The following is a 14,071-nucleotide window of genomic DNA, read 5'->3' on the forward strand; positions in this document are numbered from 1 at the left end:
AGAATATTTTTAATAAACTTTTGCATATTTATATATTTTTTTAATTAAGATTAAGTAAATTATATAAATTTATATATAAAATTATTCCTATTAACATATCCAAGATATAAAACTGATAAAGCTTTATATCTTAGATTAAATAGGAATTTTATTTTATAGCTATGAATTTTCTCTGACGTCTAGTATCTAGATAATAGCTTCTAAGCTTCAGTGGAGTTGAATCTCTATCTGAATTTAAGAATTCAGTTTATATTACTGAAACTTTACCTTTGCTTATCCATGAGAATAGAGCAAGAGATAATACTGTAGCTAATGTAAGAATAGATGCAAGAGCTGCTGCTGTACCAAAGCTATTTCTTACAACTTCAGTATATATTGCAACGGATATAGTAGAAGTTTTTCCTGTGTATAACATTATGCTGGAGCTTAATTCATTTATACAAGTAATCCAACTTAGTATTGCACCAGATAAAACTCCTGGAGCCATAAGCCTTGCAGTAACCTTGAAAAAGGTCTTCATAGGTGATACTCCCAAGTTTATTGAAGCCTCTTCTATACTAGGATCAATTTGCTGCATTATTGCGCTTCCGGATCTTACTGTGTAAGGTATCTTTCTTACAACATATGCTATTACTATGATGAAAGGAGTACCTGTTAGAAGTAGAGGTTGTTTATTGAATGCAACAAGCAAGCTGATACCTAATACAGCGCCTGGTATAACGTAAGGGAACATTATAAGCAGGTCTAAAAATTGAGAAACCTTTCCTTTTTGTTTTACAGTAAGGTATGAGATAAACATACCAAATACCAATATTACAACTATAGCAATAGATGCAAATATGAAAGTATTGCTTATATTAGTTGATAATCTAGTTAATATATTTTTATAACTATCTAAGCTAAACCCATTTACAAATATAGGACCGTTAGTTTTTATAAATGATGTGATAACTACAACAAGTTGAGGTAATATTGATATAAGTGCTATAAGATAAACTAAAGCAGAGATTAAAACTCTTTTTCCACCTTTTAATTTAACAACTTCAGGTGGACGTAAACTTGTCATGACATAATTTTTTCTAGACACAAAGTATTTTTGTGCTAAGAGTACTATTGTAGAACAGATAACAATGACTACACTTAAAGCACTTGCTAGGTTTGCATTACCACCCATTTCACTCATATATTCCTCATATACTAGAACTGGTAGAACTTTATAGCCTTCTCCTATAAGCATAGGAGTTCCGAAGTCTGCTAGAGAGGACATGAATACCATTACTGCACCAGCTGCTATTGATGGCATTACAACAGGAAGAGTGATAGTCATAAGTCTCCTTAATTTGCTTGAGCCTAGATTTTCAGCAGCTTCTTCAAGAGACTTATCTATACTGCCCATAGCTCCTGATACATACAAATACACATAAGGGAATAGCTTAAATGTAAATACAAGTATAATTCCAAGCTTTCCGTATATAGGCGGCATTGTTATATTTATATTTTCAAGAATCTTAGTTATAAAACCGCTACGGCCGAACAACATTATCCAAGAATATGCTCCTATAAATGGAGGAGACATAAGGGACATGATTATCATAGTACGTACAGCTCTTTTTCCTGATATATCATATCTTGTCATGGCATATGCTAGAGGCACACCAATTAAAGTAGCTGTTAAAGTGGTGATTATAGATACTACCAAACTATTTTTTAAAGTGTTGTAGTAGTATGGTTTTGTAAAAAAGGTTTTATAATTATCTAATGTGAAGCCAGGTGTTTCACCAGTAAAGAAACTTCTATAAATAAGTGAAGAGAAAGGATATATAAGGAATAAAACCAGCAACAAAACAGTTACTATCTTCACTATTGTCCAGAAGTCCATATGGAAGCTAAATTTACCTTCCTTTGAACGTCTTTTTACCATGATAACGCCTCCTCGGTGTCAGCGTTGTATAATCCGATCTTTGAAGGATTAAATGATATACGAACCTTTTCTCCATTTGCTTTTACTGTATCCGTATCTTTTGTATACTCATTAAGTTCTATAGTTTGACCATTATCTATTTCAATTTCATAATTTACGAAATCTCCTAAGAAGGTAGAGATAGTTATTTTTCCTTGAATTCCTTCGTCAGAGAAAATAAGCTGTTCAGGACGAGCAGATATTATAACTTTTCCAGTATAATCTTTCTTTATTGGAGCTATAAATGTAGAGTCATTTCCAAATCTAACTTCTGCAGTGTTATTAGGAAGAACCTTCGTTATTTCTCCATTTATAAAATTAGATGTTCCTATAAATCCAGCAACAAATATGTTTGCAGGTTTTTTATAAATTTCTTCAGGACTACCTACTTGCATTATATCTCCAGATTTCATGATTGCAATTCTATCAGAGATTGCAAGTGCTTCTTCTTGGTCATGAGTTACGTAGATTGTAGTTATTCCAACTGTTTTTTGCAGTTTTCTTATTACAGTTCTCATTTGAACTCTAAGTTTTGCATCTAAGTTAGATAGAGGCTCGTCCATAAGAAGTATTCCAGGTTCTATAACAAAAGCTCTAGCTAGAGCAACACGCTGTTGTTGTCCTCCAGAAAGTTCAGATGGCTTCCTATCCTTTAATTGAGCTATTTGTACCAACTCTAAAGCTTTTTCGACTCTTGAGGCAATTTCATTTTTAGGCACTTTTTTTGCTTTTAATCCATAAGCAACATTTTCATATACAGTTAGATGAGGGAAGATAGCGTAGTTCTGGAAAACCATGCCTATGTCTCTCTTGTGTGCTTCAACTTTATTTATTACTTTGTCGCCAAATAGAATCTGACCATCCTCAATAGAGTTAAATCCAGCAATCATACGCAATAGGGTTGTCTTTCCGCATCCAGATGGTCCAAGGAGAGTAAAAAATTCTCCTTTCTTTATATCAAGACTTAAGTCCCTAATTGCTATAAAATCACCGTATTTCTTTTCTACATCTTTAATTACAACATTGTGGCTCATAGCGCACCTCCTAAATATATGTATCCGTTATATGACAGAGAGGACATTTCTTAGAAATGCCCTCATAAAAGCTTATTTACCAACAACTATGTCTTTCCATTTGTTGAGGATATCTGCCTTACCAGTAGCTGCCCAGTCGAAGTCGTAGTTAACAATTTTTATATCGCTCATTTTTGGTAAGCCCTTTGGTGGCTCCATGTCGTTACGTACAGGACGACGGTTATATTTTTCAGCCATCATACTCTGACAATCCTTCCCAAGAACGAAGTTTATGAACTGCTTAGCTCCATCAGGATTCTTACATCCCTTTATAAGTGCTATACTGTCTGGAACTGCGCTTGTACCATCGCTAGGATATATATATCCAACATCTGCACCAGCGGTTACATAGTTTTGAGCTTCTTTTTCAAGAGTTAAACCAACACTGTACTCACCATCAGCAACTCCCTTATAAACTCCAGATGAACTAGATAAGACTTTTCCATCAAGGTTTGAATAGAAATTCTTTATAAAATCCCAGCCTTTTCCGTCATCTTTTCCGTATGCAGTTATCATAGTTGAAAGAATAGTAAATGAAGAACCTGATTTTGCAGGATCAGCATAAGCTATCTTTCCTTTCCATTTTGCATCTAACAAATCTGACCAAGATTTTGGAACATCAGATTCCTTTACTAGTTTTTTATTGTACATGATAACCATAGGTAGTGGAGATTCTCCAACCCACTTATGATTTGCATCTTTATATTCTTTTGATATAACTGAGTCTGCTTCAGGAGTAAACTCATCAAAATATTTTGTATAGTTTGCAACAGAGTCAGCTCCACCGCCCCAGAATACATCAGCTAATGGATTCTCAGCTTCTGCTTCAACTCTTTTTAAAAGTTCACCAGTACCAGCTGCAACTACATTAACAGTGATACCTGTCTTTTCTTGGAATTCCTTTACTCCAGCGTTAAGTGGGTCAGCTGGGTGAGGTGAATATACTGTAATGGATCCCTTCGATGCGCTATCGTCCTTTTTAGCTGAATCATCAGCTTTTTCTCCACATCCTGCCATCATGCCAACAGCTAATACAGCAGCTATTAAGCCAGCAATAGATTTTTTCATTACCATAACCTCCTAAAATTTTAATACGTTATACTTAAATCCTATAACGTTTACAACTATAAAACAACGTGACAATTCTGCTATTTTGTTAGAAATATCATTATTTTTTCAATTAAAATACAATAAATAGAAGATCTATATACTTAAATTATGAGCTATAATAGAACAATTAAGTGATATTAGAGTAGTCTTTTAATTGATTTTATTTAGAAATAAATAAAAGAGTGATACAGTTGACTAAAATTAATCAATTATATCACTCCTTTATATTTTAACAAGTCTATTTATCTATTAAGAACTAAAAATAGCATGTAGCTTGTAGTACAGACTATTGAGCCTAGGGCATATACACTATAACTTAGTTTTTTTGTAAGGTTATTAGATTTAAACTTTGTAATTACAACGCATGTTATGGCTAAGGTTGCCATAGAACCTAGCATCAAAAGATTATTTGCTTCAGCAGTCATTGTAAAGATTGAGCCATTAACAAGAAGCAAATCTGCAACAAATAATATTGTTAGATTAAATAGATTACTACCTAATATGTTTCCCATAGTAGCATTTATATTACCCTTAGAAACTAAAGAAATAGATGAAACCACTTCAGGAAGAGATGTTGCGACTGCAAGAAGAAGTGCTCCTGCAAAAGTTACGCCTAAGTTTAATTTAGTTGCTATTATATCTGTTGCATAAGTTATAGCTATACTTGCTATGATTAAAAGTATGCTCATAATTAAAAATCTTATCATTATATCTTTAGTTGACAAATCAGTTGTCATACTATTTTCTTCATTTTGATCATCATTACTAGAAGACATAGTCTTTATAGAGATTACATAGATCACTAAGATTAATATTGACACTATATTTACACCTAGTATGTTAAAGCTTAGTCCTGAATAGGCAGCTACCAATAAAAGTATGTTAATTATGATTAATGCAAAACAAGTAGTTTTGTGACTTGATGATATAGTGCTGTTTCTAAATTTATTCAAAGAGAATAATATCAAAAGTCCTAATACAGCTAAGTTAAAAGTATTACTTCCTAAGATATTTCCCATAACCATGTCGGGTTGCCTTACTATGAGAACAGAAGACATACTAGTGAACAATTCAGGAATACTGGTTACAGCTGCAAGCATTACTCCTCCTAAAAATGCACCTGAAAGATTTGTTGTTTTATCTAAAAGGTCCACATAATAAGATAATTTTAGTGAAAGATAAATTACAGCTAATGCAAGTAATAAGTAAAATACATAAATCATTTTTTAAAATCCTCCCTTTATTCATTTGTTTGCAAAAAAAGACTTATGCACTATCTATTAATATAGTGCATAAGTCTCGTCATTTAAGATTAAGCCAGAAATTAAATTTCATTATGTTGACTTAATCGCTTATTCTGGAATCAAGCTGACTACTCCCTTATGAATAATCCATATACAATATTCTTTAATTAATATTTTAACATACAAGATAAAATGAATCAACATTCGACAAAAATACAAATATTAAGATAATTTGAACTTGATGGTTGGCAAAAATTAAAAATTATGTCGGAAAATTTTTTTCGTATTAATTTTATGCAATACATATACATAATCATTTATAACATTGATAAGGGTTTTATAAAAATAGTAACAATAAATAGAATTTGGATAATCAATTTAAAATTTAGTTAAATAATAAGGTTTTAAGCAATGAATAATTATATACAATTATTAGAAAATGTAGAAAATATTTTTTTGACATATAAAAAATGGATAATACAATGTAAGTATGAAGAAGATAATTTCTAAAAAGAAAAGGTTATCAAAGGGAGGAATAGATGTGAAAGTTCTTAATGTAACTTCTGAAATTGGACGGCTAAAAACCGTATTGCTCCATAGACCTGGAGAAGAGATAGAAAATCTTACACCAGACCTTTTAAATAGGCTTTTATTTGACGATATACCGTACTTAAATGTGGCTCAAAAAGAACATGATGTATTTGCTCAAGTTTTAAGAGACGCAGGAGTTGAAGTTCTATACCTTGAACAGCTGGCAGCAGAAGCTATAAAAGAAAAGAATATAAAGTTGCAATTTATAAATCAGTTTATAGATGAGGCTGGAGTTGAAGGAGAGGGACTTAAGAATGTATTAATGGGATATTTCTTAAACTTTGAAGAAAAAGAAATGATAGACAAAATGATGGCTGGGGTACGCCATGAAGACATTGGGAACTACAAAAGAACATCTATTAGTGAAATGGTGAAAGAAAATTATCCATTTGTATGTGATCCAATGCCTAACTTATATTTTACAAGAGATCCATTTGCCACTATAGGTCACGGAATAACATTAAATCACATGAGAACAGAGACTAGAAATAGAGAAACTATATTTGCACAATATATATTCAACAATCATCCTCGATTTAAGAATAAAGATATTCCTCTTTGGTTTAATAGAGATGAAAATTCATCCTTAGAGGGTGGAGATGAGTTAGTCCTTACTGATAAACTTCTTGCAATAGGAATATCTGAAAGAAGTCAAAGCATATCTGTAGAGAAAGTATGTAAGAGAATACTTAAGGATGACAGCAATAACTTTAAGACAGTATTATGCTTTGAGATTCCTAAGACTAGAGCTTTTATGCATTTAGATACAGTCTTCACTCAAGTGGATTATGACAAATTTACAATACATTCAGCTATAGAAGGTCCTTTGAATGTTTATGCTGTAACTTTAGATGACAGCAAATCGGAGCTTAAAGTAGAAAAGCAAACTGATACAGTGGGACATGTATTAAGCAAATATTTAGATCGAGATATTAAACTTATAAAGTGCGGAGGGGGAGACCCTGTTATAGCAGCTAGAGAGCAATGGAATGATGGCTCTAATACTTTGGCTATTGCACCAGGAGAAGTTGTAGTATATGAAAGAAACTATGTAACAAATAGGATTCTAGAGGATAATGGGATAAAACTTCATACAATACCATCTTCGGAATTATCAAGGGGCAGAGGAGGTCCAAGATGTATGTCCATGCCTTTGATAAGAGAAGATTTAAAATAAGCATATAAAATATATTTATAAGGGGTGTTGAAAATGGCAATAAATTTAAAAGGAAGAAGCTTTCTAACATTAAAGGACTTTAAACCAGAGGAGATAAGATACTTATTAGACTTATCTAAGGATTTAAAATCAAAGAAAAGATGTGGATTAATAGGAGACACACTAAGAGGAAAGAATATAGTGTTATTATTTGAAAAGACATCTACAAGAACCCGCTGTGCATTTGAAGTTGCTGCTTTAGATGAAGGTGCTCATGTAACATTTTTAACAAATTCTCAAATGGGTAAAAAAGAATCTATAGAAGATACTGCAAAAGTATTAGGAAGATTTTATGATGGAATAGAGTTTAGAGGATTTAGCCAAAAAACTGTTGAGGAATTAGCAGAGTTTTCAGGAGTACCTGTTTGGAATGGACTTACAGATGTTGACCATCCAACTCAAGTTCTAGCAGATTTATTGACCATAGAGGAACATATTCATAAACCATTAAATGAAATCAAGATGGTTTTTGTTGGAGACATAAGAAATAATATGAGCTATGCTCTTATGTATGGAGCAGTTAAGATGGGAATGCATTTTGTGGCTCTTGGACCTAAGGAATTAGACCCAGATGAAGATATATTAAATGAAGTAAAAGAGATTTGTAAAGCAACAGGAGCTACTGTGGAGGTAACTGATAATATAGAAGAAGGAGTTAAGGGCGCAGATGTAATCTACACAGACATATGGGCTTCTATGGGAGAAGAGGATAAGCTAGCTGAGAGAGTTAAGCTTCTCACACCTTATAAGATAACTATGAACATGATGAATGCTACTGGAAATCCTAATACAAAATTCATGCACTGTCTGCCATCTTTCCATGATATGAATACAGAGAATGCAGTGAACTCAAAGGAAAAGATGGGATTAGATATTAAAGAAGTTGAAGATGAGGTATTTAGAAGTAGAAATTCTGTTGTTTTTGATGAGGCAGAAAACAGAATGCATACTATAAAAGCAGTTATGGTAGCTACTATAGGAAGATAAGGTATTTTAAAAGCTTAGGGGGTATATTATGAGAATAGTGCTAGCTTTGGGAGGCAATGCTCTTCAATCAGATACAAAAGATAAGAGCTCTGAATCACAGCTAAAAACTTGTAAGGAAACGGCAAAATCTGTTGTGGATTTAATTGAAGAAGGTCATGAGGTTTCCATAGTTCATGGTAACGGCCCACAAGTAGGACAGATTGTGGCAACAGTAGAAACTGCATATAAGGCAAATAAGGAAAATACTTTATTTCCATTTGATGTTTGTGGAGCTTTTTCCCAAGGATATATAGGATATCACCTTCAAAATGCTATAAGTGAAGAATTGGAAAAAAGACATATAGATAGGTCTGTAGATACTGTAATAACTCAAGTAATAGTAGATAAAAATGATCCTGGATTCAATAATCCAACTAAACCAATAGGATCTTTTTACTCTGCAGAAGAGGCAAAATCACTTACAGAGGAAAAAGGATATGTGATGAAAGAAGATGCAGGCAGAGGATATAGAAGAGTAGTTCCATCACCAAGACCTATAGATATAGTTGAAAAGAACGTAATAAAAGCTATGATAAAAGAAAACTTTATAATTATAGCCTGTGGTGGTGGTGGAATACCTGTTGTAAGAGATGGAAATGAAGTTAAAGGTGTAGCAGCCGTTATAGATAAAGATTTTGCTGCTGAAAAGCTAGCAGAGATATTAGATGCAGATATGCTTTTAATTCTTACCACAGTAAATAATGTGTGTATAAACTTTAATAAGCCGAATCAAAGACAACTTTCAGTTGTAAGAGTTGAAGAAGCTGATAAATATATAAAAGAAGGACAATTTGCACCTGGAAGTATGTTGCCTAAAGTTGAAGCTTGCAAGAAATTTGTACAGTTTAAAGAAGGAAAGACAGCTATAATAGCGTCTCTAAATAGTGCTAAATTAGCTATACAAGGTGAAAGTGGCACAAGATTTGTAAGATAAATTTCATAGGGGAAATATAATAACTAATAAGATGTCTCACCGAACTAGTGTGAGACATCTTTTATATTATAAGAACAAATAAATTTTATAGAATATCTGATAAGATTTATTTTAATGATACTATTAATACATATAGATTATGGTAAATATTATGATAGAATAAAAATTGTAGTATTTTAATTTTCATGAGAGGTGGAATCGATTATGACAAATATATTTATCATAGAAGATGATAAGAAAATTAATAAGGAGATAACTAGCCTTTTAAATAGATATGGTTATAACTGTAGTTCTTCAGATAACTATGAAAATATAGTTGAGGATGCCATAGCCAGCAATCCTAATTTAATTTTACTAGATATAAACCTTCCTTTTTATGATGGTTACTACATATGTAGAAAGATAAGAAAGATGTCAGATGTTCCTATAATTATAGTTACAAGCAGAGATAGTGAGATGGATGAGGTTATGAGTATAAATTTAGGAGCAGATGACTTTATAACAAAACCATATAATACTCAAATATTGCTTGCACGAATATCAGCTATATTAAGAAGGTCATCGTCAGTAAGCACATCAAATTTAATTGAATATAAAAGTGTTACATTAAACCTTTCTAAGAGTACAGTTGAATATGAGGATAAGGAAGAGGAACTTTCTAAAAATGAAATGAAAATTTTATATTGCCTAATGGAAAACAAGGGCAAAATAGTAGCAAGAGATGAACTTATGGATGCTTTGTGGCAATCAAATGAATTCATAGATGACAATACTCTTACTGTAAATATAAACAGATTAAGAAGAAAGCTTGATTCTATAGGAGTGAAGGAATTTCTTCACACCAAGAGGGGACAGGGGTATGTTGTAGATTAAAGGGGATTAGTCATGAGGCTTAGAGATTTTTTAAAAGAAAAAATAATATATATGACTGTAATGTCTATATGTATCATTATAATATGGACTATTTTAAGTGTTATAGATACAGATTTATATATAGCAGGATTTATTACGGTACTTATTTTGTTGCCAACAGTTATATCAATGATAATAGAATTTTATAAAAAAGCTAGGTATTATAATGAGATAAAGGAAACTTTAGAGAAACTGGATCGAAAATTTTTACTTTCCTCAATCATAGAAAAAACAGATTTTATAGAAGGACAAATACTTTATGATGTAATCAAAGATGTCAATAAATCTATGAATGATGAGATTGCTAAATATAAAAGGTTCAATAGGGAATACAGAGAATACATAGAGATGTGGGTTCACGAGATAAAGACTCCTATGGCCTCTAGTAATCTAATATTTGAAAATAATAAAAATGATATAACAAAGAGTTTAGCAGAAGAAATGAACAAGATAGATGGATATGTTGAGCAGGCTTTATACTATGCAAAGAGTAATAGCGTAGAAAAGGATTATATAATATTAGGAACTTCTTTGAAAGAAATAGTAAATAGTGTAATAAGAAAAAATTCTAAAGTACTTATCAATAAGAGAATAAAGATAGAAGTCTTTGAAGATGATTTTGTGGTTTATGTAGATAAAAAGTGGATGGAATTCATAATAAATCAAATAATAAACAACTCAATAAAGTATATGGATAAAGGAAGAAAAGTATTAAAAATTACAGCTAAGAATAGTGAAAATAGAGTTGCTCTTACTATAGAAGATAATGGAATTGGAATGAATGAAAAAGATGTGTCTAAAGCTTTTGAAAAAGGTTTTACAGGAGAAAATGGACGAAGCTTTTCTAAATCTACAGGAATAGGACTATATTTATGCAAGAAATTGTGTGATAAGCTAGCATTAGGTATAAGCATATTTTCTTTAGAAGGAAAAGGTACTAAAGTTCAGATAGTATTTCCTAAAAGTGAAATGATGATTTTAAAATAATAATATAGACCGTAAGCAGTCAAGAGAATATGATTTTCAAGACTGCTTTTTCTTTTATGTGACGCAGGTGAAAGATAAACTTACAAAAATGAAAGATAAGTGTAAGTTAAGGCTATGGAAGACATCATTTGAAAGGGATAAACTAATATTGTAACAGAGAGAAAAAATAAAATTTATTATAGATTGGGAGGATTAAATAAATATGAGTATAGTTTTAAAGGTAGATGATATTCAAAAATATTATGGTAAGAAGGGAAATATAACAAAAGCTATAGATAGTATAAGTTTTGAAGTTGAAAATGGTGAGTTTGTAGGGGTAATGGGACCATCAGGTAGTGGAAAGACAACTCTTTTAAATTGTATATCAACAATAGACACTGTATCTAGTGGATTTATTCATGTAGATGGAAAAGATATAACAAAATTTAAGGCTAAGGAGTTAGCAAAATTCAGAAGAGAAGAACTTGGATTTATATTTCAGGACTTTAACCTTCTAGATACTCTTACAGCATATGAAAATATAGCTTTAGCTCTCACAGTCATGAAGGTAAATCATAAAGAAATTCATAATAGGGTGAATAAAGTAGCCAACAGTCTTGGGATACAAGATATTCTTCCAAAGTATCCTTATGAGATGTCTGGAGGTGAGAAACAGAGAGTTGCTAGTGCTAGAGCTATCATAACAAAACCATCAATGATACTTGCTGATGAACCAACTGGATCATTAGACTCAAAGTCATCTAGGATGCTTCTTGAGAGCTTAGAGAACCTTAATAATAATCTTAAAGCTACAATAATGATGGTAACTCATGATGCATTCACAGCAAGTTATGCCAAGAGAATTCTGTTTATAAAAGATGGAAAGATTTTCAATGAACTTATAAGGGGAAATGACTCAAGAAAGGAATTTTTTAATAGAATTATAGAAGTTGTTACCCTTCTTGGAGGTGACAATAATAATGTACTCTAAATTAGCAGTAAAAAACGTAAAAAAAAGTTTCAGCGATTATGCAATATACTTTATAACACTAACTTTTGCAGTTTGTATATTTTATGTATTTAACTCGATATCATCTCAGCAGGTAATGATGAATTTGAGTCAGTCTCAAGCACAATATGTGAATATTCTATCTAACGTATTATCAACATTATCAGTATTTATTTCAATTATACTAGGATTTCTTATAATATATGCAAATAACTATATAATAAAACGTAGAAAAAAAGAGCTTGGAATTTATATGTCTTTAGGAATGGACAAGAATAAGATTTCCTATATGCTTTTTCTTGAGACTTTAATTATAGGGATTATATCATTAGGTATTGGATTAGTCATAGGAATATTTCTATCTCAAGGGGTATCAGTTTTTACAGCAAAAATGTTTGCAGCAAACCTAAATGAATTTTCTTTTGTTTTTTCAAAAGAGGCGGCCATAAAAACTATGCTATATTTTGGGGTTATGTTTATTTTTGTAATATTATTTAATTCATTCATAATATCAAAGTATAAGATTATAGATCTTATTTCAGCTGACAAGAAAAATGAAGATTTAAAGACTAAGAGTACAGCCGTATCTGTGATTATATTTATAATTTCTGTTGTATGTTTAGGATTTGCATATGCACTTATCATAGATAATAAGCTTTATGAATTGAACAGAGAGTTTGCGACATCAATAGTACTTGGAATAGTAGGAACACTATTTTTCTTTATGTCACTTTCAGGATTTTTATTGAAGCTTGTTCAAAGCAACAAAAAGCTATATTTAAGAAATTTGAATATGTTTGTATTAAGACAGATAAATAGTAAAATAAATACAAATTATATATCAATGTCTTTGATATGTCTTATGCTATTTGTGTCTATAGGAATGCTATCTACAGGCTTTAGTATGAGTTCATCTATGAATAGCCAGATACATCAAGGAACACGATATGATGGAAGCTTTTATGTTGAAGGTTATGATGGAGACATAAGTACTTATTTAAAAGATGATTTGAAGTTTGATTTTAATAAATATTTAAATGAATATATTGATTTTAAAGTTTATGCAGCTGATACTAAGTTAAAGGACTTCTTAAAGGATGTAGAACTTAAGGATGACCTAGTAGAGGTTATAAGGGATAGACATATAAATGTTGTTAAGGAATCGGATTTTAACAAATTAATGAAAATGATAGGAGAAGAACCTTATGAGTTAGGAGAAGATCAATACTTAGCATTGGCAGGAGATTCTATAGCTAAAAAGTATGTAGATACATCTATAAAGAATGGAGCAACAATAACTATAGGTAACAACACTCTAAAATCAGTTAGAAATGAATCTATAGACAAATCTCTTACAACTTCACCTAATGGAGCGGAGATATGTACTTTGGTAGTAAATGATAATCTAATTAAAGGCTTGCATCCAATAGTTTCTAACATGACCTTTAGTTTAAGAGATGAGTACAAAGATAATGAAAGTGAATTTGTAGATAGCATAAATAACATTGTTAAAGAATATGATAAGGAACAGCTACAAGATAAAAATATTATTAAGATTTATGTAGCCACAAAACAATTAGTAAAGTATGCATATATGGGATTAAGTACGTTAGTAATTTATGTAGGACTTTATGTTGGGATAGTATTTATAATAACTTGTGTGGCAGTTTTAGCATTACAGCAGCTTTCAGAAGCGGCGGATAATATGAAGAGATATAAAATTCTTAAGAATATAGGTGTAGATGAAAAGATGATAAATAAATCTATATTTACACAAACGCTTATATATTTCCTCATGCCGCTTACGTTAGCATTAGTTCACAGTGTAGTTGGGATTTATGTATCAAACAGTGTTGTAAAGATATTTGGAAGCTCAGATATAGTAAGGCAATCTATAATAGTTACAGCGCTAGTTCTTTTAGTATACGGAATATATTTCTTTGCAACTTATAATGGAGCAAAGAATATGGCAAAGAAAGCATAGTTACAGAATTTAATAAACAGAACAGTTTTTAAAAAAGCCTCCTTCC

At 31.2% G+C, this 14,071-nt stretch carries 11 protein-coding genes; 7 read left to right on the plus strand and 4 right to left on the minus strand.

Annotation, left to right across the window (positions count from 1 at the left end; genetic code table 11):
• Positions 1–247 precede the first annotated feature (247 nt).
• From KQH81_RS00605 to KQH81_RS00620, 4 genes are all read right to left on the minus strand, one after another.
• Positions 248–1,921 (minus strand): ABC transporter permease, encoded by a 1,674-nt coding sequence (locus KQH81_RS00605; RefSeq protein WP_027638984.1) that lies wholly within the window; start codon positions 1,919–1,921, stop codon positions 248–250.
• Complete coding sequence (locus KQH81_RS00610; RefSeq protein ID WP_027638983.1) at positions 1,915–2,994, minus strand: ABC transporter ATP-binding protein; 1,080 nt, start codon at positions 2,992–2,994, stop codon at positions 1,915–1,917. Before KQH81_RS00610 ends, KQH81_RS00605 begins: the two co-directional genes overlap by 7 nt.
• Before the next feature lie 72 nt (positions 2,995–3,066).
• Positions 3,067–4,101, minus strand: coding sequence for an ABC transporter substrate-binding protein (locus KQH81_RS00615; RefSeq protein WP_027638982.1), 1,035 nt, complete (start codon positions 4,099–4,101; stop codon positions 3,067–3,069).
• A 284-nt stretch (positions 4,102–4,385) separates the two neighbouring features.
• A complete protein-coding gene (locus tag KQH81_RS00620; protein WP_022788053.1) occupies positions 4,386–5,366 on the minus strand; it encodes a sodium:calcium antiporter in 981 nt (326 codons plus the stop codon).
• A 511-nt stretch (positions 5,367–5,877) separates the two neighbouring features.
• Here KQH81_RS00620 and arcA point away from each other — a divergent pair.
• The 7 genes from arcA (at position 5,878) to KQH81_RS00655 (ending at position 14,025) form a co-directional block, all read left to right on the plus strand.
• On the plus strand, positions 5,878–7,155 hold the full coding sequence (gene arcA / locus KQH81_RS00625) for an arginine deiminase (protein ID WP_051196258.1): 1,278 nt from the start codon (positions 5,878–5,880) through the stop codon (positions 7,153–7,155).
• 33 nt (positions 7,156–7,188) lie between these two features.
• On the plus strand, positions 7,189–8,181 hold the full coding sequence (gene argF, locus KQH81_RS00630; RefSeq protein ID WP_168972315.1) for an ornithine carbamoyltransferase: 993 nt from the start codon (positions 7,189–7,191) through the stop codon (positions 8,179–8,181).
• Between the two features lie 28 nt (positions 8,182–8,209).
• Positions 8,210–9,154, plus strand: coding sequence for a carbamate kinase (arcC, locus tag KQH81_RS00635; protein WP_027638979.1), 945 nt, complete (start codon positions 8,210–8,212; stop codon positions 9,152–9,154).
• Positions 9,155–9,358: 204 nt separating this feature from the next.
• A complete protein-coding gene (locus tag KQH81_RS00640; protein WP_035770785.1) occupies positions 9,359–10,027 on the plus strand; it encodes a response regulator transcription factor in 669 nt (222 codons plus the stop codon).
• Between the two features lie 12 nt (positions 10,028–10,039).
• Positions 10,040–11,053, plus strand: coding sequence for a sensor histidine kinase (locus KQH81_RS00645; RefSeq protein ID WP_230028666.1), 1,014 nt, complete (start codon positions 10,040–10,042; stop codon positions 11,051–11,053).
• Positions 11,054–11,255: 202 nt separating this feature from the next.
• Positions 11,256–12,023 carry an ABC transporter ATP-binding protein gene (locus tag KQH81_RS00650; protein ID WP_027638976.1) on the plus strand — a complete coding sequence of 256 codons (768 nt, stop codon included), beginning with the start codon at positions 11,256–11,258 and terminating at the stop codon, positions 12,021–12,023.
• Positions 12,013–14,025 carry an ABC transporter permease gene (locus KQH81_RS00655; RefSeq protein WP_027638975.1) on the plus strand — a complete coding sequence of 671 codons (2,013 nt, stop codon included), beginning with the start codon at positions 12,013–12,015 and terminating at the stop codon, positions 14,023–14,025. Before KQH81_RS00650 ends, KQH81_RS00655 begins: the two co-directional genes overlap by 11 nt.
• Positions 14,026–14,071 lie beyond the last annotated feature (46 nt).

Source organism: Clostridium cadaveris (genome assembly GCF_020911725.1).
Taxonomy (GTDB): domain Bacteria; phylum Bacillota; class Clostridia; order Clostridiales; family Clostridiaceae; genus Clostridium_X; species Clostridium_X cadaveris.